The organism is Marisediminitalea lipolytica (genome assembly GCF_001758465.1).
In the GTDB taxonomy this organism is placed as follows: domain Bacteria; phylum Pseudomonadota; class Gammaproteobacteria; order Enterobacterales; family Alteromonadaceae; genus Alteromonas; species Alteromonas lipolytica.
In genome coordinates this window covers 34,083-56,061 of record NZ_MJIC01000002.1, presented here as the reverse complement: position 1 = coordinate 56,061, position 21,979 = coordinate 34,083, and the positions used below count along the sequence as shown (strand labels likewise).

Genomic DNA, 21,979 nt, shown 5'->3' with positions numbered 1-21,979 from the left:
TAAAGTTGATGCCAGCGTTATTGACCGCTTAGCTCTTTTACCTGGGCCTTATAATAGTTCCAGGCTGCCTCACCATCGATGCCTGCTTCGGCAGCAGCTTCAAACCATGCCTTACGGCCTGGCTCAAAGGCTTTATCAATAGCTTCGGTCAGTTCAGGGCTGGCTACACGGTAGTCATCACCTAAGCGTTTACTTAGCATCTCTTGTGCTTCCAGATCGTTTTTGTGCCACAGACTGCCCATTTTGACTGACAGGTTTTCACCGGCAATTTCCATGATGGCTTTACGGTCAGCTTCGCTGATGCTTTCCCACTTATCTTTATTGATAATGATGAAGGCACTGTTGGCAAAAATACCGCCTGGTACCTGAGTAACCTGTTTAACGTATTTATCTACTTTAAAGCCAAACAGCAGCTCGTCAGAAAGCATGGTGCCGTCGATGATGCCGCGGGATAAAAACTCGCGCAGTTCGTTTAGTGAACCTGAAATTGGCACTGCACCCATGGTTTTGATGGCTTCACCTAAAACACTGGTCGGTACCCGAAGTTTTTTACCCGAGAAATCGCCAGGGCTGACAATGGCATCTTCACGCATGTGTATGTTACCGCCAGAGGTAACGTGCATACCCAGAGTAACTACATTTTCCTGCATGCCTGTAGGTTCGAAGAACTTTTTATAGGTGCGCCAGTACGCTTTTGAGCTGATACCCGCATCTTTAGTTACAAACGGAAATTCCACCATTTCAGTGAGAGGGAACGCACCCGGCGTGTAACCGTGAGGGCCCCAGGCAATGTCGGCAATACCGCTTACTACGGCCTGATAGTTTTTAGTTGGTGGCGCCAGGGGTTTAGCTGAAGGACGAACCTTAACGCGACCGTCGGTGACTTTTTCAATTTCTTTGAAAAAGTCGTACAAACCGTCTTTTTGTGACCAGTGTTGCGAAGGAAACCATTGGTTGTAACGCAGTGTTAAAGCATTAGCTGCCGAGTGGCAGAAAAGGGCGCTTGCCATTACACCGCCTACCAAAAGTTTTTGAATTGTTTTCATTAGTTTCACCTTGTTTTTTGTAGGACAACAAGAAAATACACAACTGTATGTTTTGGATCAATAAAAATTAACAGAAATTATACAAAAGGTGGTATCACTCTTAACTGGCTTAACTGATTAATAACCCCGTAAAAATAGTGGATATAGCCTGTTTTGCGGGCTTTAAGCGACAGGGATATTTTGTGATAGAAAAAAAACAATACTCAGGTGTATCCTTTAAATAGATAAAAAAGAGCCGCCCGGTGCTGGCTCTCAGAACAGGGAAAAGGTAGGCAATGTCTTCACAACAACAAATTGAAAGTAGCCATCAGATTGAGTTAACCGTAGGTAGTACTCAATATTCCATTCACTATCATGACTGTGGCAGCGGTGAAAATGTTGTCGTTATGTTGCACGGCTCAGGACCAGGCACAACCGCGTGGGCCAACTTTAACGGCAACATCACACCCTTAACCGACGCCGGGTATCGGGTAATTCTGATGGACTGTCCCGGCTGGGGTAAAAGTTCACCGCTGGTGTGTCAGACATCCCGTTCGGATCTGAATGCCACCATTTTAATGGCCCTGCTGGATGAACTGGCTATCGGCAAAGTTGATTTAGTGGGCAATTCCATGGGGGGGCATGTTGCTGTGGCCTTTACCCTGGCTTATCCCGAAATAGTGAATAAGCTGGTTTTGATGGGCGGCGGTACCGGCGGTAAGTCACTTTTTCAGCCCACCCCGGCAGAAGGCATAAAGCGCCTGCAAAAGGTGTATCGCGAGCCAACGCTGGAAAATCTGCGAGCCATGATGGATATCTTTGTTTTTGACCCTTCAGCGTTAACCGAAGATATGCTTGAGGCCAGACTGGCTGCCATCCAGGCCTACCCGGAGCATCTGCAAAATTTTGTTCGTTCACAGTCTTTGTATCCTGCGCAGTTCCCGGATGTTAACCACCGTTTAGCTGAGATTGCCTGCCCCACTTTAATTGTTTGGGGGCGTGAAGATCAGTTTGTACCCCTTGATATCGGGTTCAGGCTGGTAGCGGGAATCCCCCATGCTGAGCTGCATGTTTTCAATCACTGCGGACACTGGGTACAGTGGGAAAAACGTACGCGTTTTAATAACCTGCTGTTAAATTTCCTGTTGCCTGAATAACCACGTTGCGTGCCGGGTAATACCAGCAGGTCAACCAGCCACTGGTCGTTTTTGCGATTAAACCCATTCTATGCCAGCAGAGTAAAATGGTATAAAGAGACTATGGCCGGGATTTTCCTGGCGATAGTGATGGCTTATGGCCAGCGCTAAAACGACAGACATTAAAATTTGCCAGGGAAGTAAAAATGCAAATATCAAAATTAGCCGCGTTCTTATCAATCGCAATAGCAACGACAGGATTGTCGGCTTGTGGTGGCGGAGGCGGAAGTTCTTCATCAGGTCCGGCGCAACCCCCGGTTTCTAATGGCCCGACATGGCAACCCGGTGTTTATGCTTCTGAAGCGTCGCTGGTTGCCCGGTGTGCGTCACCGCGTTCAGGTGTTGACCCTTTTACCGGTCAGGCTTATCCGGATCAGGCCGGTAGCAGTCTCGAAGAGAAGCTATGGCTGCGTTCCTGGACTAATAATACCTATCTTTGGTATGACGAAGTTGACGACAATAACCCGGCTAACTACAGCGTTCTGGGCTATTTTGACCAGTTAAAAACCAGCGCGACAACGCCCAGTGGAACGCCAAAAGATAATTTCCACTTCTATCAGCCGACCGACGAATACGATGAGTTAACACAAACCGGCGTTTCTTCCGGCTATGGTGTTGACTGGGAATTTGTACAGAACACCGCACCACGTGAACTCATCGTACGATTTACTGAGCCGGGTTCACCTGCACGACTCGCCGGTATTCCCCGGGGAGCGTCGGTAAAAACCGTAGACGGCATTGATTTTGTTAATACTACCAGTGATGCCGAGATAGATGCCCTCAATGCGGCACTGTTTCCGGAAGATAATGGCACAACTACCCGTTTTGTCTTTACTCTGGTTGACGGCGAAGAGCTTACTGTTGATGTAACCTCCGCGGATATTGATGTCAGCCCGGTTCAAAATGTACAGGTGCTGGACACGCCAGCCGGGCGCACCGGGTATTTTCAATTCAATACGTTTATTCGTACGGCACAACCGGATCTGATTGATGCGTTTGACCTTTTTGTTGACGAAAATGTAACCGAACTGGTTATCGACCTGCGTTACAACGGCGGTGGTTTACTGGCCCTGGCTTCTCAGGTGTCGTACATGATTGCCGGCCCTAACCAGACCAACAACGCGATTTTCGAAACCACGCAGTTTAACGACAAATCACCTAATATTGATCCGGTTACCGGTAATGTGATTCGTCCGACGCCGTTTTATGATTCTGAAATCGATTACAACGCGGGCTATTTGCTAAACACCCTGTTACCCAGCCTGTCACTAACCCGGGTATTCGTACTAACCACAGAATCAACCTGTTCTGCCAGTGAGTCGGTGATGAACGCACTGCGTGGTATTGATGTGGAGGTGGTGCAAATAGGTTCATCAACCTGCGGTAAACCCTATGGTTTTTACCCTACTGATAACTGTGGTACCACGTATTTCTCAATCCAGTTCCAGGGTGTTAATAATAAAGGGTTTGGTGATTACGCTGATGGTTTCTTCCCAAGTGAATCACCCAACTATGATTATGAACTGCCGGGCTGTACCGTAGCCGATGACTTCTCTCAGGCCCTTGGCGATCCGAATGAGGGCATGTTCTCTGCCGCGCTGGGGTATATGGCAACAGGTGCTTGTCCGGAACCGGTTGCACCAGCACCTGTAAGTCCGGATGCCTTGTCCCGTAAGGTCGCTGAGTCTTCACGTGCGATTATTAACCCTAATGCGCTAAGGGAACGTCTTATTTTACAAAACAAAATCAACGAGCCTGTGATTAAGGGGCGCGAATAATGCAACGCTTAAATGTTAAGGCGTTAATCGGCTGCGTGAGCCTGGCATTAGCCAGTGGTTGCGCGCCAACCAGCGTTCAGCCGGCTCAGCCCGCTACGGTGACTGCACTTAGTACATCACAAAAACAGCAGTTGGAAACGGTGATCAGTGACTGGTTTGGCGGCGTGAAAGTAACGCTGGCCGATAATGCCTTTACCGATTCGTCTTCGGTTAGCATTGAGCGTCGGGAGCACCTTGATAATCAGGGAAATCCCATTGAGGGAAGACACAATAACGCCGTTTATAGCTTTTCTTTGCTAAAACAGGGGCAGGATTGTTGGTTGCAGAATGAGCGCACCAGTCAGAAAGTGCTGCTTAACGGAATAACCTGCGATACGGCGCTGTAGTAAATCAGCGGATGTTTGAGGCCGGACAGGTGATAAACCTACCGGCCTTTTTTAACAGCGGATTGTTAAACTTATTCAGCAAATACGTCGTTCAGATACAGCGCAATGCGGACGCCGGCCTGTTGCAAACGGCGTTTTACGGTTGGCATGTGGTTGTATAAATAATCATAAGCCATTTTGTTGGCATCCTTGGGATAGATGGTATCCCGAATCTCAGCACTCTCGGTGATCCAGTCTTCTGGTTTGGTTGAGTGCCATGCCGTAACATCTGCCGGTGTAATACGTTTATCCAGCCAGTTTGTCCATTCCGTATAAGACAGTTCTTTTTGCGCAATCAGCTGTGAATCCCACACCCGGTGCAAATTGGAATCCTGCCAGAAGAATCGTACTTTAACGTCGTTGCCACCACGATCGGTACCGTTGCCAGCATGAAGAGGCTGATGCAGGTCGCCAATAATATGCACAATAAAACGCAGTGCCAGTTGCTTATCTTCAAGTGAAGCCGCTGGATTTTTTAATGTAGCGGTAAAGGTTTCTAAAGCCGTGTAGGCGTCGCCTTGCTCTGGCGCTTTAACGTCATGATAGTGCTTACCTTCCGGCACTGTAACATAATGCCAGGGCGATGCAGTTTTGCGCCAAAACTCAGATGGATGGGAACGCATATCATCAGGGTAGGTAGCGGCTTCAGCCAGCGATTCGATGCCTAAAATGGCCTCCACCTGCTGTTTGGCGTTATCATTTAAATGGCGTTCGGCAATCTCTCCGCTGACCCTGTGACCAATTTGGCCCCAGCCAAAGGCGGGCAGGCTCATTACTGATGAGGCCAGCAACAGCAGTGCAATAGGGGCGTGTTTAGCGCGTGTTTTCATTGTTATTTTCCTTTGCAAAATAAATCCTTCGAATTACTGATTCTGATAGCCCCAACGCGCCATCAGTGCCTGATCAACACCCAGATGGTCAAGAATACGGGCCACGACGAAATCAATTAAGTCACTGATTTCTTTGGGTTGGTGATAGAATCCCGGCGAGGCGGGCATAATTGTAGCGCCCATTTGTGACAGTTTAAGCATGTTCTCTAAATGAATACTGGATAGCGGCATTTCGCGGGTCACCAGAATCAGCTGGCCGCGTTCTTTTAGTACCACATCGGCTGCGCGTTCAATCAGATTATCGCAGGCGCCTACTGCAATAGACGACAGCGTGCCAGTAGAGCAGGGGCAGACCACCATTTGTTTAGGCGCTGCCGAACCAGAGGCAACCGGCGAAAACCATTCTTCTTTACCGCACACTCTGATCTGGCCGGGACTGGCGTTAAAACGCTCAGTAAAAAACGCACTGGCCGCTTCTGGCTGGGCCGGAATTTTAACGTCTTCTTCGGTGGCGAACACCACTCTGGCTGCAGAGGAAATTAATACGAACACATCGTATTGTGCCGCGACCAGCTGCTCCAGCAGTCGCAGAGCGTAAGGAGCACCGGATGCGCCGGTTATGGCTAAGGTAATGGATTTTTTCATGGCTACTCTCAGGCTTTACCCGCTAATACATCCAGCAGCTTGTTATGGATCCCACCAAAACCGCCGTTACTCATGATTAATACATGATCGCCCGGCTGTAGCATAGTGGCTAACTGATGAATGATAGCATCTACGCTACGAAATACCTGTGTGGGTGTGCTGCTTTGCTTGGCCAGCTGCGCCATGGACCAGCCAAGATTATCCGGTTCAAACAGCAACACTTCATCGGCTTCCTGCCAGGAATCAACCAGCACATCCTTATGGATGCCCATCTTCATGGTGTTGGAACGGGGTTCCAGCACGCCAATAATACGGGCATCGCCGACCTTTTTACGCAGGCCGTCAAGGGTGGTTTTAATGGCGGTAGGGTGATGCGCAAAGTCATCATAGACCGTGATATCTTTAACACAGCCGCGAATTTCCATGCGCCGCTTCACATTCACGAATTCGCTGAGTGCAGCTATGGCGTCGGGCAGAGTGACGCCGGCATGATGAGCGGCGGCAATGGCCATTAGCGCGTTATCCACGTTGTGCTGGCCGAGCAGCTCCCAGTTAACCGTGCCCACCTGCTCATCCAGATAGAACACCTTAAACGATGAACCGTCGGGATTAATTAGCTCTGCATGCCAGTGACGGCCTAAATACTGTTGCTCGCTCCAGCAGCCTTTATCCAGCACCGCTGCGAGGTTGTCATCACTATCCGGCGATAACACCAGGCCGGTGGCCGGAACCGTTCGCACCAAATGATGAAATTGTGTTTGGATGGCCGCTAAATCGGCGAAAATGTCCGCATGATCGAACTCTAAATTGTTCATCACCAGGGTGCGCGGACGGTAATGGACAAACTTGGAGCGCTTATCAAAGAAGGCGCTGTCGTATTCGTCGGCTTCTATTACAAAGAACGGGCTTTGACCAACCCGGGCCGAAATACCAAAGTTTTGCGGGATACCGCCAATCAGAAAACCCGGCTCGAGCCCGGCAAATTCCAGAATCCAGGCCACCATTGAGGAGGTGGTGGTTTTGCCGTGGGTACCCGATACACCGATTACCCAGCGCTCAGTCAGTAAATTATCCAGTAGCCACTGCGGGCCGCTGGTGTAGGGCAGGTTGCGATCCAGCACGTATTCTACCGCCGGGTTACCACGGGACATGGCATTACCAATAATCACCATATCAGGGGCCGGGTCAAACTGGGCCGGGTCATAACCTTCGGTCAGGGTAATCCCCAGCGCTTCCAGCTGAGTACTCATTGGTGGATAAACATTGCGGTCTGAGCCGGTTACCTTGTGACCCAGTGATTTGGCAATTGCAGCGATACCGCCCATAAAACTGCCACAAATTCCCAAAATGTGTACGTGCATTACATGTCCTGCGCTAATTTCAATCCGCCCACTTTACCAGATGCGTAACCTGTTGCCTAAACATCTGATTTCCTTTCGGGGGAGAGTCAGTTTACAATCTAACCAGAGCAACTTGCTCATGGTTCAATTGCTGCCCTGCGGCAACGGAGAGAACCGGCATTATCTACCCGTATAGTGCGACAACACCCTACATAGAAAAAAAGGCTTACATAAACCATGAAAAGACTTAATTCACAAATGCAACAAGATGGCGCTCCGCTAGAACTTATTCTGCTTATCCGCACACTGCTGGCGGGCTGTAAGGAGATTTCGTTCCGCGTAAGTCAGGGCGCTCTGGCGGGCGTTTTGGGTTCCACACTGAGCGAAAACGTTCAGGGTGAGACACAAAAGAAACTGGATGTGATTTCAAATCAAATTCTTAAGGATATCCTCAAAGAATCGGGTTATGTAAAAGCCATCTCCTCGGAAGAGGAAGATGACGTGGTACCTTGCCATCCCGATGGTAAGTACCTGGTAAGTTTTGATCCGCTGGATGGTTCATCGAATACCGAAATTAACAGCTTAATTGGTACCATCTTCTCGATTGCGCATGCGCCGCAATGGATGGAGCCTGATGATCCTTCAGCCTTTTTGCAGCCGGGCAGTCAAATGGTTGCGGCCGGTTATGTGCTGTATGGTCCGTCGACCATGCTGGCGATGACCACAGGTAAAGGCACGCATATCTACACGCTGGATAAAACCCACGGTGGTTTCCTGCTAACTCACCCGAACATTCAGGTGCCGGAAGAAACGTCTGAATTTTCCATTAACGCATCAAACCAGCGTCACTGGGAAAAGCCAATGCAAAACTATGTGGCGGATCTGCTGGCCGGTAAAGATGGTCCGCGTGAGAAAAACTACAACATGCGCTGGGTGGCAGCCATGGTGGGTGATATTCACCGTTTGCTATGTCGTGGTGGTATTTTTATGTACCCTTATGACAACCGTGATCCAGGCAAACCGGGCAAACTGCGTTTGCTTTATGAAGCCAACCCAATGGCATTTTTGATGGAGCAGGCGGGTGGTCTGGCATCAACCGGCGAAGGTCGCATTATGGAAGTTATGCCGGAAGAAATTCACCAGCGTGTACCTGTAATAATTGGTTCAAAAGCCGAAGTCGAAGCTTGTCTGAGCTATTACGACTAATTGGTTAGTTAAAATAAACTTAAGTATGCCCGATACGTCGGGCAACAGGTTTTTATTTTTATCCGTTAGCCTTATACTTGACGCAATTTCATAATTAACGAAAGGACAACCCCGTATGAGCTTAAACGCCGTACCTGCAGGTAAAAAACTGCCTGACGAAGTGAACGTAATCATTGAAATCCCGGCTCACGCTGATCCGGTAAAATACGAAGTAGACAAAGACACTGGTGCTATCTTCGTTGACCGTTTTATGGCGACGTGCATGCACTACCCAACTAACTACGGTTATGTAAACAACACCCTGTCTGAAGACGGTGACCCGGTAGACGTACTGGTTATTACTCCTTTCCCTCTGCTGGCGGGTTCTGTGATCAAGTGCCGTCCAATCGGCGTATTAAACATGACCGACGAGTCAGGCAAAGACGCTAAAGTTCTGGCTGTGCCAATCGACAAGCTGTCTACCCTGTATCGCAAAGTGTTTGAAACCACTGACGTTGAGCCTCTGCTGCTTAAGCAAATCGAGCACTTCTTTGAGCACTACAAAGACTTAGAAGAAGGCAAGTGGGTTAAGATCGACGGTTGGGGTGATGCCGCTGCCGCTAAAGCTGAAATCGTATCAAGCGTTGAACGTTACGAAGCTGAAAAATAAGCATCAGGCTTAAAAATACAAAGGCTCGATTCGTCGGGCCTTTTTTGTTTGGAGAATCTATGCTGCGATTGATGCAATGGCGGTTTTTACTAGCCACAGTTTTGTTTACTTGTCTGGCTGGTGTTTTGCAGGCCGCAGAAATAAAAGAAGTATACTGGGAAGACCTGGTTCCGCCGGATTTTAATGAACTGGCACCCCAGGAAGCGACCGATCACAACAATAAAATGGCACAGCTACAACCCAACGCCCCGGTAGTGGATATTTATAATGGCCAGCGGATTAAAATTCCCGGCTTTATCGTGCCCCTGGAAGGTACCGCTGAGCTCACTACCGAATTTTTACTGGTGCCGTTTTTTGGGGCCTGTATTCATGTTCCGCCTCCGGCCTCTAATCAGATTGTGTACGTAAAAATGAACGAGGGTGTACCGGTAGAAAACCTGTATGACGCAGTATGGGTTGAAGGGGTATTTTCGACTGTTCGCTACAGCAGTGATATTGCCGCAGCAGGCTACAGTATGCAGGGCGAAGCGGTTCATCCTTATTAACCAACAATGGCTATAGTGCGTTTTAAAAAGTGTGCTAGCCTGAGTAAGTTACCCACAATCATTCAGGCAGGCACTTAATGAAAAATCCCATCAGCTGGTTTGAAATTTACGTCGACAACATGGACCGGGCCTGTGCGTTTTACAGCGCTATGCTGGACGTTGAATTTACCGATCTTGTCGACCCTTCCGAAACTTCATTAAAGATGAAAGCGTTCCCTTCTCAAATGGACGCGTACGGCGCATCAGGTGCTTTGGTTTGGATGGCAGATATGCCAGCCGGCCAGAACAGTGTGTTGGTTTACTTTGCCTGTGATGCTTGTGCAGTAGAAGAAGCCCGCATTGAGGCCGCGGGTGGCGTTGTTATCCGGCCTAAGTTTGATATTGGCGATTATGGCTTTGTGACCCTGGCAAAAGACACCGAAGGCAATATGTTTGGCCTGCATTCGATGGCCTGAGCATTTTATGGTAGTGTAAGTCGACGGGCAAATGTCCAGAGATATGAAATTACCGTAATAAAACAGGATGTTACCGGCTTTTTACTGCTTGTCCGGCAAGAAGTAAGGCCATAGCTAAGGAAAAGTAATGCGCAGGATTATCATTTTACTGTTATTCGTTGTTGCCTATGGGGCGGTGGCTCAATCGTTTGACACGGCTAAACTCGATAGCTATCTCAGTTCGCTTGAAGCCAATGATAAGGCTATGTTGTCGCTGGCTATCGTTGAAAACGGCGAACCGGTTTATCAGCGGGCTATTGGCTTTGCAGATAAGGGATCCGCTACAAAGGCCAACCAGAACACACAGTATCGCATTGGCTCCATCACCAAAGTGTTTACCGCGGTGATGATTTTTCAGCTTATCGAAGAAGGTAAGTTATCCCTGACCACGCCGCTTTCGCAGTTTTATCCAAACGTCGCGAAGGCTGACGATATTACTATTTCAATGTTACTCAGCCACCGCAGTGGTATTCATAACTTTACCAATATGGCGGATTATCCGCGCTACATGACTCAGCCAAAAAGCAAAGCTGAAATGGTCAGTATTATCGAGCGCATGGAGAGTGATTTTACACCTGGTAGTCAGGCTCAGTATTCTAACAGCGGCTATGTACTGCTGGGATTTATCCTTGAAGACATTACCGAATCGGACTATGCCAGCCAGCTAAAACTGCGAATTACCAGCAAGCTTGGCCTTAGCCGAACTGAATACGGCGGCCCGATAGCGGTTTCAGAAAATCAGGCTATGTCCTATCAGTTTAAAGACAACGCGTGGACGCCGGCAACGCAAACCGATATGAGTATCCCACATGGTGCCGGCGCCATTATTTCTACACCGACGGACGTGGCAGTTTTTCTTAGCGGATTATTTAATGGCAAGCTGGTGTCAGCAGATTCTCTGGCAAAAATGCAGGAGATAAATCAGGGCTACGGGCGCGGCTTGTTCCAGATTCCGTTTTATAACCGTTTTGCCTATGGCCATACAGGCGGGATAGATGGTTTCAGTTCTCAGGGCGCCTACTTCGAGAACGATAATGCGGCCATTGTAGTAACTGCTAATGGGATGAACTATCCGTTGAACGATGTCAGTATCGGCGTACTGAGCATTTACTTTGACGTCGGGTTTGAACTACCGGACTTTAGCCAGCAACCGGTTACCCTGCCCACAGAAGTGTTAAGTAGCTATGAGGGAGTTTTTGCGTCAAAAGACATCCCACTCAAGATCACCCTCAAGGTGCGCGACGGTCAGCTAACCGCACAAGCGACCGGACAAGGAGCATTTGATCTCACCGCTTACTCGGCAACTGAATTTCGCTTTGCACCAGCGGGAATAACGTTGCTTTTTGAACAAAATAAAAAGGGGATCGATTACGCTGCTTTTGTACTCAGGCAAGGCGGGCAGAGTCCCAAGTTTACAAGAGAGTAGTATCTCTTGGAGTATAGTTAACCCAACCCCAGCCACACACCCACACCAGCCATCAGGGTACCGGCAATGCGATTCATGATGCGAACATTGCCGCTTTTCATCAGCAGGGTGCGCAGGGTTCGTCCGCCAGATGCATAAATCAGCAAACAGCTAAACTCCAGGGTGAGAATAATTGCAATCAGACTCATCAGCTGTCTGGCCAGCGGCTGGCTTGCATCAATAAATGGGGGCAGCAATGCCACAAAAAAGGCCCAGCCTTTGGGGTTGGCTATGGCAGTCACGAATCCCTGAGAAATGAGTTCAATCCGGCTTGCCCGCTTACCTTCGTCTTCTGCCTTAAGGGCCATTTTTCCCCGCGAAAGCCACATCTGTATGCCCAGATAAAAAAGATATGCGCCACCGATATACTTAAATAAGGTAAAGATGGTGGGGTAATTGAGCAGCAAGGCGGCCACGCCTATGGCCGAGAGCGCTGCCACCAGACCTACCCCGGTAAGTTCGCCAAGCATCATCCACATTGCCCGCTTTACGCCGATACTCATTCCCAGCGTCATCGCCAGGGTCATACACAAGCCGGGGGTAACAGAGACGAAAAAGAAGGTGGGTATAAATACCGACAATAACGCCCAACTCATTAAATACTTATCCGGATAACTGACTGAAAGCCGAAAAACTGCCAGAAATAACAGCATTTCGCAATGATTACCTGCTGTGCGCCCATCAAAGTGCTTCTTAAAAGCAAATTCTTAAGGTTTCTTAAGCTTGCCTTAAGAATTGGTTTCTACACTGACAGGCAATTATTTGTATACAGGATTTTAACATGGGACCTATTCGTGCATTAGCCGGTGCGATCACTTTAAGTGCTGGCCTGCTGCTTGCTGGCACCGCGCCGGTAATGGCCGCTCAGCCCGCCCCGGAACTGGCATTACAGCTTGCCAGTAAGCAGGTCAATTTGTCGGACTACAAAGGTCAGGTGGTGTATCTGGATTTCTGGGCGAGCTGGTGTAAACCCTGTCAGCGTTCTTTTCCCTGGATGAATGAGATGCAGGCCAAATATGGCGATAAAGGGTTCACGGTGATCGCCATCAATCTGGACAGCGAACGCAAGCTGGCAGACAGTTTTTTAAGCAAGCTGCCAGCCCATTTTCCGGTGGCCTACGACCCCGAGGGTGAGTCGGCACAAGCCTACAAACTGAAAGGGATGCCAACCAGTTACCTGATAGATAAAGCGGGTAATTTGCGTATTGCGCATCAAGGCTTCCATGTGGAAAAGCAATCTAAATATGAGCAGGAAATTCAGGGCCTGATGGCCGAATAGGAGTTCAGCATGAAACGTAAACTAGTTGGTATATTGGTCCTGATGGGCGTGACGCAATTAAGTGGATGCGCGTCTCTGGGCGTTCAGCCCTGGGAGCGGGATTTACTCGCTAAAGACGAGATGGCGCTGGGTGCCGAAGGTGTGGATCTGGGTCTGGATGACCACATTTATTTCAGTAAGGAAGCCACCAGTGGTGGGCGTTCATTTGCCGGAGGAGGCTGCGGATGCAACTAAAAAATAAAGGAACGGTTGCTACTGCCCTGGCCGGCGCAGCCTGTGCACTGTTGGGAACGCCTGCGGTACAAGCTGAAGAAGAAATGCTGAAGGACTGGAAATTTGATACCGCCATTTTGTATTACGGTGAGACTGACCGGGTCAGTCTTGCTGAGGGCGTTATCAGTGCAACCAAAACTAACGATGATGACAGCCTTTTCAACGTTAAACTGGTGATTGATACCCTTACCGGCGCTTCTGCGAACGGTGCCGTGGCACAACCTTATGCACAAACATTTTCCCGTCCTTCCGGTAAAGACGGCTACGTAGTTAAGCCTGGCGAAACACCGCTGGACGACACGTTCAGAGATACACGTGTTCAGTTGTCTGGTAGCTGGATGCAGCCTTTTGCTGATACCTGGCGCGGTACCGGTGCAGTGAACTTCTCCAGAGAGTATGACTATATGTCGCTTGGCGTTAGTGGCTTGCTGGAAAAAGACCTGTTTATGCGTAATACCACGTTATCTGCGGGATTATCTTTCCAGTTCGACTCTATCGATCCGGTAGGCGGTAAGCCGATGACCATGACCAGTATGCTGACGCCCACTTATAATGAAGCGGATGATCTGTTTGACTGGGACGATGATTACGAAGAGGGGGAAAATAAGGACGGTTCAGATAGCAAAACCACCACCGACTTAATCCTTGGTGTGACCCAGGTCATTAATCGCCGGATGTTAATGCAGTTTAACTATGGGTTAAGCGTAGTTGATGGCTACATGACCGACCCTTATAAACTGGTTAGTGTGGTGGATAGCTCGGGGATTACCCAGGACGTAATCTATGAAGGGCGTCCGGATTCACGCACTAAGCATAGCTTCTTCTGGCAAACCAAATACGCACTGGATAACGGTGTGGTAGATGTGTCGTACCGTTACGCTACCGATGACTGGGAAATTGATTCTCATACCATCGATTCACGGTTCCGGTTTAACTTAGGCGACAACAACTATATCCAGCCTCACCTGCGTTACTATCAGCAGAGCGCGGCCGATTTTTATCGCCCTTTCCTGAACCAGAGCGACGCCACGCCAATGTATGCCAGTGCAGATTATCGGGTCGGCGAAATGACCGCTTACACCGTTGGCTTAAAGTACGGTCATAAAATGGAAAATGGCCATGAGTGGGCAGTACGGGCTGAGTATTATCAGCAGGATCCTAAAAACGCCGGATTTGATGAGCCGGGGGCTTTAGCAGACTTAGACCTTTACCCCAGTGTGAAAGCGGTTATATTACAGTTTAACTACCATTTTTAAGGTACGCAGACAGTCATTATGACCGTGAATCAAGGCAACACCGCTGCGACAGAGGCAAGCTCTGCCGCAGCGTTTTCAATTCATCCTAAGGACGGTTTTTTTCTTGGTGCCTTTGAGGCCATGGCCAGTCCTTGTGAAATTCTTATCGACACCTCAGATCCGCTGCTGGCCAGACACATCACTGAGCTGGCTTGTCGTGAAGCACAACGTATCGAAGCTAAGTACAGTCGCTACCGTCAGGACAGCGTGATCAGCGTTATTAATCAAAGTGCTGGCAGCCAGGTTGCCATAGACGATGAAACTTATCGCCTGCTCAGTTTTGCTGATACCTGTTATCAGCTTAGTGATGGTATGTTTGATATTACCTCTGGCGTACTGGGACGGGCCTGGAAGTTTGATGGTTCGGATAATGTGCCGCAAGCTCAGGCAATCAAAGCGTTGTTGTCACACACTGGCTGGCAACGTGTTGCGGTTACGGCGCAAAGCATTACGTTACCGGCGGGTATGCAGCTGGATTTGGGCGGCATAGGCAAAGAATACGCGGTGGATCGGGTGGCAGGCATGCTCGCAGCTCAGATTGAAGGGGTATCGGTTGTGGTGAATTTTGGCGGGGATATTCAGGTGACCTGTCGGCGTCAGCACGACAAGCCCTGGTTTATCGGTATCGAAAATCCGCTTAAAACAGAGCAGGGCGAAACCCTGGTTAAAATTTTTCAGGGTGGGCTGGCAACCAGCGGTGATGCGCGGCGCTTTTTACTTAAAGAGGGGAAACGATACAGCCATATCCTTAACCCTAAAACCGGATATCCGGTGGAGAACCCGCCACGTTCGGTTACCGTCGCGGCTGATACCTGCACCCAGGCCGGATTGCTCTCTACCCTGGCTATGCTTCAGGGCAAAGATGCCGAGGCCTTTTTAGCCGGGCAGGGGGTAACGCACTGGGTTTATCGCTAAATAACAAAAGGAGCCAGGCTCCTTTTGTTTTTGTGCTCTTAATAATGGATTTACTTCGGTGCCGCCGAAACGTAAACCACCACCGGTTGTTGCGATGATTCAACTTTGGCAATATCGCTGATGGTCACCGAAGGCTTTTCTTTATTGGCATAACTACTGCGGTTATTCAGATACACAAAGGTATCACTGGCCTTAAACTTGTGCGCGAACTGGGCCGTTGACATATCGTTGCAGGTGATTCGGTTGATATTCTGGCGAATAGCAGCACCTAAACCCATGTTGTAAAGTCTGGCCTTTGTTGCACTGAGATCATTGTTAGCAATACTCACGCAGAGTTTGGTCATCGGATTATTGTCCGCAGCAATAAACTGGTAATCCTGTGCCCCGGCGAAACTGGATACGGATAAAGCCACCACCGCACCTGAGAGTTTTACGTAATTCATAAATACCTCCAATATAAAAATATTCCTGGTAACGACATGACCTCCGCATCCTGATTTATATTCTTACATTCATAGGCAAAGCGAATACGTGAGGCGCTTGTCAAAGCAACTCCCTTTGCATTGTTAAACTATAGTTGTAAATTAGTTGTTAATAAAGTTGCTGATCGCAGGAACCCGGGGGTTAATCCCAAATAGCTGAATTCTTTACTTCGACTTCAGCTGTGGGTTTGTAAAGCCCTTCAACCGTACATCTGTTCGGCGCGATTAAACAGCATCCACGAGGTTAAAATATACTTGTTATCGCTTACCGGGATTTGGCCGCGATGGGTATGAGTAAAGTAGGCCGGAGCAATCACCATTCGGCCCGCTTTGGGCTGAATTGACTTATTCTGATAATAAAAATCGGTACTGCCGCCTTCGGTAACATCGTTAAGGTAAAACATGAACAGCAGGATACGATGCAGCGGCTCGTTGTGCGGAGTTTGCGGAAAGACTTCGGAATGCCAGTAGGGATAGCCGCCGGAGCCCTTTTCGTAACGCTGGGCATTAATCTCCCCCGTGCGAAATAAATGTCGCATGAGCCCGGGCAGGGCCGGAATACCCAGTTGGGCAAAATTGTCGGCAGTCAGCTTTACCGGCTGACCCGTTTGCGGATCGGGTAGCGTGAGACCTAATGGCCCCACCACCGCAAAATAGTATTTCTGCAGGTAATCATGGATGGCCGTAGCTACAGTTTGTAGTACGGCCGGGCGAAACGGGGCAAACTCAGGTGACTGACTAAAAGAGATATCCATAGAGCGCTTTTTGTCAGTGTCGACACCGCCGCCCGTGCGGCCAGGTTGTAAGTGCTTACTATTATTGAAGGCTTCGATAATTTGCTGACACAGCTCTGCTGGCAGAGCGTTATCGATAACTTCAATAAAGTCTGTCGTCATGACTACCCGGCATTTTCGGTGAGGTGTTTCATCAGCCCTTGTCGGGTTGCTTCTGGCAGTGCTTCTGACTTACCGGTCTGGTAATTAAAGTACACCTGCACAGTGGAACCTGACGCACAAAGTTTGCCGTCTTGCCAGGCTTCCTGATAAGTTTCAAAGGAACTGTTACCTATCCGTTTGACCGAGGTTTTTAGTTGCACCGGTTTACCCAAAAATAGCTCAGCATGAAAATTTACGCTGTAGTTGGCCAGAATTATTGGCCAACCTGATTGCGAAAGCTCAGGCAATACTTCTTTGTATAAGGGGGTCCGGCCTTCTTCAAACCACACTGCCAGTACCGTATTACTAACATGACCCGCAAGAACGGTTTCGCTTATTCGTACGGTTAAATCCATTTCAAACATATGTCACCTATTTCAGCATGGGTTTTAAGAATCGGCCGGTATGCGATACTTTGCTCTCAGCAATTTCTTCAGGCGTGCCTTCGGCGATAATCTGACCACCGCCAGAACCGCCTTCAGGGCCAAGGTCAACCAGATAGTCGGCGGTTTTAATTACATCAAGGTTATGCTCAATTACCACAACCGTGTTGCCGTGATCCCGCAGACGGTGCAATACCGCTAACAACTGCTTGATATCGTGGAAGTGTAAACCGGTGGTCGGTTCATCCAGAATGTACAGGGTCTGGCCGGTATCCCGTTTGGACAACTCTTTAGCCAGTTTGACCCGCTGGGCCTCACCACCAGAGAGGGTGGTGGCTGACTGACCAAGGCGTACGTAGGATAACCCCACATCCATCAGGGTTTGTAGTTTTCTGGCAATAGCCGGAATAGCATCAAAGAACTGACGGGCATCTTCCACGGTCATTTCCAGCACTTCGTGGATGTTTTTATCCTTAAACTTAATTTCCAGAGTTTCGCGGTTGTAGCGTTTGCCTTTACATACATCACAAGGCACATACACGTCGGGCAGGAAGTGCATTTCTACCTTGATCACGCCATCGCCCTGACAAGCTTCGCAGCGTCCGCCTTTCACGTTAAAGCTGAACCGGCCCGGTTTATAACCGCGTGAACGGGCTTCCTGAGTGCCAGAGAAAATTTCACGGATTGGTGTGAAAATGCCGGCATAGGTGGCCGGGTTAGAGCGCGGCGTACGGCCAATGGGCGACTGGTCGATATCCACCACTTTATCCAGCAGCTCCAGCCCTTTCATCGACTTATAAGGCGCTGGCTCACTGGTGGTAGCCTTATTTAATTCGCGCTGCGCAATCTTGTAGAAGGTATCGTTAATCAGGGTCGACTTGCCTGAACCTGATACGCCAGTGATACAGGTCATTACGCCCACCGGTACCCGCAGCGTTACGTCCTTAAGGTTATTACCGGTTGCGCCGGCAAGCTCCAGCCACTGATCATCTTTGGCCGGATTACGGACCGCCGGAATGTCAATTTTCTCTTTACCGGATAAATACTTACCGGTAATGGATTGCTCGTTGTTAAGGATGTCTTCCAGCGTGCCCTGAGCGATGATTTCGCCGCCATGCACCCCGGCACCCGGGCCGATATCAATAATAAAATCGGCATCGCGGATAGCGTCTTCATCGTGCTCCACCACCAGTACGGTGTTACCCAGGTCACGCAGGTGGGTAAGGGTTTTCAGCAGGCGTTCGTTGTCGCGCTGGTGTAAGCCGATTGACGGCTCATCGAGTACATACATTACCCCAACCAACCCGGCACCAATCTGGCTGGCCAGACGTATGCGCTGAGCTTCGCCGCCTGATAGGGTTTCGGCGCTGCGGGATAACGATAAATAGTTAAGACCAACGTTAACCAGGAAACGCAGACGGTCGAGGATTTCTTTTAAAATCTTATCGGCAATTTGGGCCCGCTGGCCGGTTAGTTCCAGGGTTTCAAAGAAATCAAAGGCACCTGCAATCGACATATCGGCTACGGCAGGCAGGTTGGTTTCGCCGATAAATACGTGGCGTGCTTCGGTGCGTAAACGGGTGCCGCCACAGCTGTTACAGGGCTGCTGACTTAAAAACTTAGACAGTTCTTCGCGTACGGTATTGGACTCCGTTTCGCGATAGCGGCGTTCCATGTTGGGGATAATGCCCTCAAACGGATGCTTACGCTCCATGATGTCGCCACGGTCGTTGATGTAGCGGAAATTAATCGACTTGCCTTTTGAGCCGTACAGCACGATATCGCGAAATTCTTTGCTTAATTCACCAAAGGGTTCGGTTAAGCTGAATTTGTAGTGGTCGGCCACAGCTTGCAGCATCTGAAAATAATAGTAGCTGCGTTTGTCCCAGCCACGGATAGCACCGCCAGATAAGCTCAGTTCGTCATTCACCACCACTTTGTAGGGGTCGAAAAACTGCCGCGTACCCAACCCGTCACAGGTGCCACAGGCACCGGCAGGGTTGTTAAACGAGAACATGCGCGGTTCCAGTTCACTGATGCTGTAACCACAGTGCGGGCAGGCAAAGTTAGCCGAGAACACGATCTCTGGTTCATTGGCATCGTCCATGTAGGCGACTTTGGCATTGCCGTTGGCCAGCTGCAGGGCAGTTTCAAAAGACTCCGCCAAACGTAGCTGTAAGTCATCACGTACCTTAAAACGGTCGATAACGACTTCGATGGTATGCTTTTTGTGTAAATCCAGCTCCGGTGGATCGGATAAGTCACACACATCACCGTCGATGCGGGCGCGGATATAGCCCTGAGCCGCCAGAGACTGCAAGGTTTTAACGTGCTCACCTTTGCGGTCCTGCACAATCGGCGCCAGCAGCATCAGCTTGGTGCCTTCCGGCATAGCCAGTACTTTATCCACCATCTGCGAAATGGTTTGCGCGTCCAGCGGTACATCGTGATCCGGACAGCGAGGCGTGCCAACACGGGCAAACATCAGGCGCAGGTAATCGTAGATTTCGGTAATGGTACCTACGGTTGAGCGCGGGTTATGTGAGGTTGATTTTTGCTCTATGGAAATGGCCGGAGAGAGGCCCTCGATGTGATCCACATCGGGTTTTTCCATCATCGATAAAAACTGGCGGGCGTAGGCAGATAAAGATTCTACGTATCGACGCTGACCTTCAGCGTAGAGCGTATCGAATGCCAGGGAAGACTTACCCGAACCCGATAAACCGGTAATCACTACCAGTTTGTCGCGGGGAATGGTGATATCGATGTTTTTGAGGTTGTGCGTACGTGCACCGCGAACTTCTATTTTATCCATTCGAACCAGTTCAGAATACAAAAGAAACAGTATGCCATATACCCGTGTCGTGGGTATAGGCTGTGGAGCTATGAATATGAGACACAGCTAAATTAAGATCAGTCGGCGTGTCTGCTAATGTCGATTAGCGGTGTGTAGCAGGCTAGGTACACACCTTTAAAGCGTGGTATAATTCGCGCCCGTTTTAATCCCACAACAGAGAAGACAATACCTTGAACGCCATTGAAGTCCGGGCTGCGATAACGCTTGCCGTTGTTTACGTGCTGAGAATGCTAGGGTTATTTATGGTTATGCCGGTGCTGGCCGTGGCCGCTAAGGAATTTAGTGATTACTCTGTGATGCTGGTGGGCGTGGCAATTGGTGGCTATGGCCTTACTCAGGCGGCGTTGCAAATTCCCATGGGAATGTTGTCCGATAAATGGGGCCGCAAGCCGGTTATTTTACTCGGTCTGTCAGTCTTTGCTTTGGGCAGCATCATTGCTGCCATGGCCGATTCTATGGTGTGGTTGATTGTCGGTCGAATTCTACAAGGGGCGGGGGCCATTGCCGGGGCGATTATGGCGCTGGCCACCGATGTCACCCGTGAACAGCAACGCGCTAAAGTTATGGCCATTATTGGTATTGCCATTGGGTTTTCTTTTTATATCGCCGTGGTTATCGGGCCGCTGATTGCTAATGCCTGGGGCCTGGCCGGGGTGTTCTGGGTAACCGGTGTGCTGGCCCTGTGTTGTTTACCGCTGGTAAAGTGGGCGGTGCCGGATACGGCAAAACAGTTTAATGCCGATACGTTGCCGCGTCGCGAACAGGTTTGGCAATTGTTTACGTCGCCTGATTTGTGGCGTCTTAATGTCAGTGTCATGCTGCTGCACATGATGATCACTTTGTTATTTGTGCAGGTGCCGTCGACGCTGGTGGCTTTGGATATCGCCCTGGATGAACACTGGACAATGTATCTGCCGGTGTTGTTGGTATCGGTGTTCTTATTGGCGCTGATGATGCGCAGCAGCCGTGGCCAGACACCGCGTTCCATGTTGTTATCGGCGGTGGTGATGCTGGGTGTGGCGTTTGTTTTACTGCCTGCGGTTGGTCACAGTGTCTGGCTTATCGGTTTAGGCTTAACCATTTTCTTTACCGGGTTTAATTATCTGGAAGCGAATTTCCCTGCGTTGCTATCCACAATTGCGCCTGCTGGCCAGAAGGGCACGGCAATGGGCATCTACGCCAGTTTCCAGTTTTTCGGGGCGTTTTTAGGCGGCATACTATCCGGTGCTGTCACTCAACTGCTGGGCTCACAGTCGGCATATTATACTGGTGCGGCTATTGCCGTGGTGTGGTGCGTTATTGTGGCTGGCATACGAGCAGGTGAAAAACTCAAACGAGTGGCACTGCGGTTAGATAGCAAGGTTAGCCCGGATAAAGAGCAACTGGAATCCGTTGCCGCCTTACCCGGTGTGGTTGAAAGTGTTTTTGATGCCGAGCAACACCAGCTTTACTTAAAAGTAAATGGTGCCTTCGACGAGCTTGGTACCCGCGCTTTAATCAGGCAGTGGTAGTTACCGGGCGAACGTGGAAAATGCCGACTTCGGCGTTAACGACCTCCACTTCTGTGCCTGCGGCGATGTCACTATTGCTCTGAACAGCCCAGGTGATGCCCGAATACGTGTGTTTACCCGGGCGAGCCGGGCTGATGTCCTCGGCTAAATGAAAACGTAAACCGGTAAAATCCCCCTTTACGGTTTTGTTATCTACCTGTTGTTGCATTTGTTTGAGTGGCTTATACAGCAGAACAGCAAATATGGCGCTAAAAATGGCCGAACTGAAAAAAGCGTTAACGTAGCTGGCATCAAGCAAGCCAATGTAGAATAAGCCTGCGGTGACCAGTGCAGCCAGTCCTACAAAGAACAGGACAAAGGTGGCAAAACCCAGAATCGCCACTTCGATAATAAGCAGCAACAAACCGGTTATAACCAGAACGGTTGTGACATTTGCAGTAATCCAGTCCAT

At 49.5% G+C, this 21,979-nt stretch carries 23 protein-coding genes; 13 read left to right on the top strand and 10 right to left on the bottom strand.

Translation table 11 applies throughout. The annotated features are described in order from the left end of the window. Nucleotides 1–17 precede the first annotated feature (17 nt). Nucleotides 18–1,046, bottom strand: a complete 1,029-nt coding sequence (locus BFC17_RS01035; RefSeq protein ID WP_070174607.1) for a TRAP transporter substrate-binding protein — start codon at nucleotides 1,044–1,046, stop codon at nucleotides 18–20. Nucleotides 1,047–1,321: 275 nt separating this feature from the next. On the opposite strand from BFC17_RS01035, the gene BFC17_RS01030 reads away from it, so the two are divergent. The 3 genes from BFC17_RS01030 to BFC17_RS01020 all read left to right on the top strand — a co-directional run bounded on the left by BFC17_RS01030 (nucleotide 1,322) and on the right by BFC17_RS01020 (nucleotide 4,385). Continuing rightward, the gene (locus BFC17_RS01030) at nucleotides 1,322–2,182 is read left to right on the top strand and encodes an alpha/beta fold hydrolase (protein WP_070174606.1); all 861 of its coding nucleotides are present in this window, start codon (nucleotides 1,322–1,324) and stop codon (nucleotides 2,180–2,182) included. A 185-nt stretch (nucleotides 2,183–2,367) separates the two neighbouring features. After that, entirely contained in the window at nucleotides 2,368–3,999 is a 1,632-nt protein-coding gene (locus tag BFC17_RS01025) for a S41 family peptidase (protein ID WP_070174605.1), read from the top strand. Beyond that, entirely contained in the window at nucleotides 3,999–4,385 is a 387-nt protein-coding gene (locus BFC17_RS01020; RefSeq protein WP_070174604.1) for a hypothetical protein, read from the top strand. Before BFC17_RS01025 ends, BFC17_RS01020 begins: the two co-directional genes overlap by 1 nt. 71 nt (nucleotides 4,386–4,456) lie before the next feature. Here BFC17_RS01020 and BFC17_RS01015 read toward each other — a convergent pair whose 3' ends face one another. From BFC17_RS01015 to mpl, 3 genes are read right to left on the bottom strand one after another with little or no spacing between them, the layout of a single operon-like run. Then, on the bottom strand, nucleotides 4,457–5,254 hold the full coding sequence (locus BFC17_RS01015) for a S1/P1 nuclease (protein WP_070174603.1): 798 nt from the start codon (nucleotides 5,252–5,254) through the stop codon (nucleotides 4,457–4,459). Between the two features lie 33 nt (nucleotides 5,255–5,287). Further along, nucleotides 5,288–5,899: a flavin prenyltransferase UbiX gene (locus BFC17_RS01010; protein ID WP_070174602.1), complete on the bottom strand. Its 612-nt coding sequence runs from the start codon at nucleotides 5,897–5,899 to the stop codon at nucleotides 5,288–5,290. An 8-nt stretch (nucleotides 5,900–5,907) separates the two neighbouring features. Further along, entirely contained in the window at nucleotides 5,908–7,260 is a 1,353-nt protein-coding gene (gene mpl / locus BFC17_RS01005; protein WP_070174601.1) for a UDP-N-acetylmuramate:L-alanyl-gamma-D-glutamyl-meso-diaminopimelate ligase, read from the bottom strand. A gap of 216 nt (nucleotides 7,261–7,476) precedes the next feature. On the opposite strand from mpl, the gene BFC17_RS01000 reads away from it, so the two are divergent. From BFC17_RS01000 to BFC17_RS00980, 5 genes are all read left to right on the top strand, one after another. Further along, a complete protein-coding gene (locus tag BFC17_RS01000; RefSeq protein ID WP_070174600.1) occupies nucleotides 7,477–8,445 on the top strand; it encodes a class 1 fructose-bisphosphatase in 969 nt (322 codons plus the stop codon). Nucleotides 8,446–8,560: 115 nt separating this feature from the next. Continuing rightward, the gene (gene ppa, locus BFC17_RS00995; protein ID WP_070174599.1) at nucleotides 8,561–9,094 is read left to right on the top strand and encodes an inorganic diphosphatase; all 534 of its coding nucleotides are present in this window, start codon (nucleotides 8,561–8,563) and stop codon (nucleotides 9,092–9,094) included. Between the two features lie 59 nt (nucleotides 9,095–9,153). Beyond that, a complete protein-coding gene (locus tag BFC17_RS00990) occupies nucleotides 9,154–9,639 on the top strand; it encodes a DUF3299 domain-containing protein (RefSeq protein ID WP_229681054.1) in 486 nt (161 codons plus the stop codon). Between the two features lie 77 nt (nucleotides 9,640–9,716). Then, the gene (locus BFC17_RS00985) at nucleotides 9,717–10,094 is read left to right on the top strand and encodes a VOC family protein (RefSeq protein WP_070174598.1); all 378 of its coding nucleotides are present in this window, start codon (nucleotides 9,717–9,719) and stop codon (nucleotides 10,092–10,094) included. A gap of 127 nt (nucleotides 10,095–10,221) precedes the next feature. Then, the gene (locus BFC17_RS00980) at nucleotides 10,222–11,559 is read left to right on the top strand and encodes a serine hydrolase domain-containing protein (protein ID WP_070174597.1); all 1,338 of its coding nucleotides are present in this window, start codon (nucleotides 10,222–10,224) and stop codon (nucleotides 11,557–11,559) included. A 17-nt stretch (nucleotides 11,560–11,576) separates the two neighbouring features. Here the strand turns inward: BFC17_RS00980 and BFC17_RS00975 are convergent, their stop codons facing one another. Continuing rightward, on the bottom strand, nucleotides 11,577–12,194 hold the full coding sequence (locus BFC17_RS00975) for a LysE family translocator (RefSeq protein WP_070174701.1): 618 nt from the start codon (nucleotides 12,192–12,194) through the stop codon (nucleotides 11,577–11,579). Nucleotides 12,195–12,379: 185 nt separating this feature from the next. On the opposite strand from BFC17_RS00975, the gene BFC17_RS22375 reads away from it, so the two are divergent. The 4 genes from BFC17_RS22375 to BFC17_RS00955 are packed head-to-tail and all read left to right on the top strand — an operon-like array spanning nucleotide 12,380 to nucleotide 15,360. Then, nucleotides 12,380–12,877 carry a TlpA disulfide reductase family protein gene (locus tag BFC17_RS22375; RefSeq protein ID WP_229681052.1) on the top strand — a complete coding sequence of 166 codons (498 nt, stop codon included), beginning with the start codon at nucleotides 12,380–12,382 and terminating at the stop codon, nucleotides 12,875–12,877. Nucleotides 12,878–12,886: 9 nt separating this feature from the next. Then, nucleotides 12,887–13,111: a DUF4266 domain-containing protein gene (locus BFC17_RS22370; protein WP_070174596.1), complete on the top strand. Its 225-nt coding sequence runs from the start codon at nucleotides 12,887–12,889 to the stop codon at nucleotides 13,109–13,111. Beyond that, the gene (locus tag BFC17_RS00960) at nucleotides 13,102–14,406 is read left to right on the top strand and encodes a DUF3570 domain-containing protein (protein WP_070174595.1); all 1,305 of its coding nucleotides are present in this window, start codon (nucleotides 13,102–13,104) and stop codon (nucleotides 14,404–14,406) included. Before BFC17_RS22370 ends, BFC17_RS00960 begins: the two co-directional genes overlap by 10 nt. An 18-nt stretch (nucleotides 14,407–14,424) precedes the next feature. Then, on the top strand, nucleotides 14,425–15,360 hold the full coding sequence (locus BFC17_RS00955; protein WP_070174594.1) for an FAD:protein FMN transferase: 936 nt from the start codon (nucleotides 14,425–14,427) through the stop codon (nucleotides 15,358–15,360). A 50-nt stretch (nucleotides 15,361–15,410) separates the two neighbouring features. Here BFC17_RS00955 and BFC17_RS00950 read toward each other — a convergent pair whose 3' ends face one another. The 4 genes from BFC17_RS00950 to uvrA form a co-directional block, all read right to left on the bottom strand. After that, the gene (locus BFC17_RS00950; RefSeq protein ID WP_070174593.1) at nucleotides 15,411–15,803 is read right to left on the bottom strand and encodes a DUF3718 domain-containing protein; all 393 of its coding nucleotides are present in this window, start codon (nucleotides 15,801–15,803) and stop codon (nucleotides 15,411–15,413) included. 239 nt (nucleotides 15,804–16,042) lie between these two features. After that, nucleotides 16,043–16,738 (bottom strand): 2OG-Fe(II) oxygenase, encoded by a 696-nt coding sequence (locus tag BFC17_RS00945; protein ID WP_070174592.1) that lies wholly within the window; start codon nucleotides 16,736–16,738, stop codon nucleotides 16,043–16,045. Nucleotides 16,739–16,740: 2 nt separating this feature from the next. Further along, complete coding sequence (locus BFC17_RS00940) at nucleotides 16,741–17,142, bottom strand: acyl-CoA thioesterase (protein WP_070174591.1); 402 nt, start codon at nucleotides 17,140–17,142, stop codon at nucleotides 16,741–16,743. 7 nt (nucleotides 17,143–17,149) lie between these two features. Beyond that, nucleotides 17,150–19,975: an excinuclease ABC subunit UvrA gene (gene uvrA, locus BFC17_RS00935; RefSeq protein WP_070174590.1), complete on the bottom strand. Its 2,826-nt coding sequence runs from the start codon at nucleotides 19,973–19,975 to the stop codon at nucleotides 17,150–17,152. Between the two features lie 212 nt (nucleotides 19,976–20,187). On the opposite strand from uvrA, the gene BFC17_RS00930 reads away from it, so the two are divergent. Then, complete coding sequence (locus tag BFC17_RS00930) at nucleotides 20,188–21,528, top strand: MFS transporter (protein ID WP_070174589.1); 1,341 nt, start codon at nucleotides 20,188–20,190, stop codon at nucleotides 21,526–21,528. Here BFC17_RS00930 and BFC17_RS00925 read toward each other — a convergent pair. After that, the gene (locus tag BFC17_RS00925) at nucleotides 21,515–21,979 is read right to left on the bottom strand and encodes an NfeD family protein (protein ID WP_070174588.1); all 465 of its coding nucleotides are present in this window, start codon (nucleotides 21,977–21,979) and stop codon (nucleotides 21,515–21,517) included. The two genes, BFC17_RS00930 and BFC17_RS00925, sit on opposite strands and share 14 nt — an antisense overlap.

What these genes read in the sequence shown, in the direction of transcription:
- uvrA (WP_070174590.1), bottom strand. Translation starts at nt 19,975, where the DNA reads ATGGATAAAATAGAAGTTCGCGGTGCACGTACGCACAACCTCAAAAAC.
- BFC17_RS01030 (WP_070174606.1), top strand. Translation starts at nt 1,322, where the DNA reads ATGTCTTCACAACAACAAATTGAAAGTAGCCATCAGATTGAGTTAACC.
- BFC17_RS00960 (WP_070174595.1), top strand. Translation starts at nt 13,102, where the DNA reads ATGCAACTAAAAAATAAAGGAACGGTTGCTACTGCCCTGGCCGGCGCA.
- BFC17_RS00925 (WP_070174588.1), bottom strand. Translation starts at nt 21,979, where the DNA reads ATGGACTGGATTACTGCAAATGTCACAACCGTTCTGGTTATAACCGGT.
- BFC17_RS00990 (WP_229681054.1), top strand. Translation starts at nt 9,154, where the DNA reads ATGCTGCGATTGATGCAATGGCGGTTTTTACTAGCCACAGTTTTGTTT.
- mpl (WP_070174601.1), bottom strand. Translation starts at nt 7,260, where the DNA reads ATGCACGTACACATTTTGGGAATTTGTGGCAGTTTTATGGGCGGTATC.
- ppa (WP_070174599.1), top strand. Translation starts at nt 8,561, where the DNA reads ATGAGCTTAAACGCCGTACCTGCAGGTAAAAAACTGCCTGACGAAGTG.
- BFC17_RS01035 (WP_070174607.1), bottom strand. Translation starts at nt 1,046, where the DNA reads ATGAAAACAATTCAAAAACTTTTGGTAGGCGGTGTAATGGCAAGCGCC.
- BFC17_RS01020 (WP_070174604.1), top strand. Translation starts at nt 3,999, where the DNA reads ATGCAACGCTTAAATGTTAAGGCGTTAATCGGCTGCGTGAGCCTGGCA.
- BFC17_RS00940 (WP_070174591.1), bottom strand. Translation starts at nt 17,142, where the DNA reads ATGTTTGAAATGGATTTAACCGTACGAATAAGCGAAACCGTTCTTGCG.
- BFC17_RS00980 (WP_070174597.1), top strand. Translation starts at nt 10,222, where the DNA reads ATGCGCAGGATTATCATTTTACTGTTATTCGTTGTTGCCTATGGGGCG.
- BFC17_RS01000 (WP_070174600.1), top strand. Translation starts at nt 7,477, where the DNA reads ATGAAAAGACTTAATTCACAAATGCAACAAGATGGCGCTCCGCTAGAA.
- BFC17_RS00985 (WP_070174598.1), top strand. Translation starts at nt 9,717, where the DNA reads ATGAAAAATCCCATCAGCTGGTTTGAAATTTACGTCGACAACATGGAC.
- BFC17_RS00955 (WP_070174594.1), top strand. Translation starts at nt 14,425, where the DNA reads ATGACCGTGAATCAAGGCAACACCGCTGCGACAGAGGCAAGCTCTGCC.
- BFC17_RS00945 (WP_070174592.1), bottom strand. Translation starts at nt 16,738, where the DNA reads ATGACGACAGACTTTATTGAAGTTATCGATAACGCTCTGCCAGCAGAG.
- BFC17_RS22370 (WP_070174596.1), top strand. Translation starts at nt 12,887, where the DNA reads ATGAAACGTAAACTAGTTGGTATATTGGTCCTGATGGGCGTGACGCAA.
- BFC17_RS22375 (WP_229681052.1), top strand. Translation starts at nt 12,380, where the DNA reads ATGGGACCTATTCGTGCATTAGCCGGTGCGATCACTTTAAGTGCTGGC.
- BFC17_RS01015 (WP_070174603.1), bottom strand. Translation starts at nt 5,254, where the DNA reads ATGAAAACACGCGCTAAACACGCCCCTATTGCACTGCTGTTGCTGGCC.
- BFC17_RS00950 (WP_070174593.1), bottom strand. Translation starts at nt 15,803, where the DNA reads ATGAATTACGTAAAACTCTCAGGTGCGGTGGTGGCTTTATCCGTATCC.
- BFC17_RS00975 (WP_070174701.1), bottom strand. Translation starts at nt 12,194, where the DNA reads ATGAGTTGGGCGTTATTGTCGGTATTTATACCCACCTTCTTTTTCGTC.
- BFC17_RS01025 (WP_070174605.1), top strand. Translation starts at nt 2,368, where the DNA reads ATGCAAATATCAAAATTAGCCGCGTTCTTATCAATCGCAATAGCAACG.
- BFC17_RS01010 (WP_070174602.1), bottom strand. Translation starts at nt 5,899, where the DNA reads ATGAAAAAATCCATTACCTTAGCCATAACCGGCGCATCCGGTGCTCCT.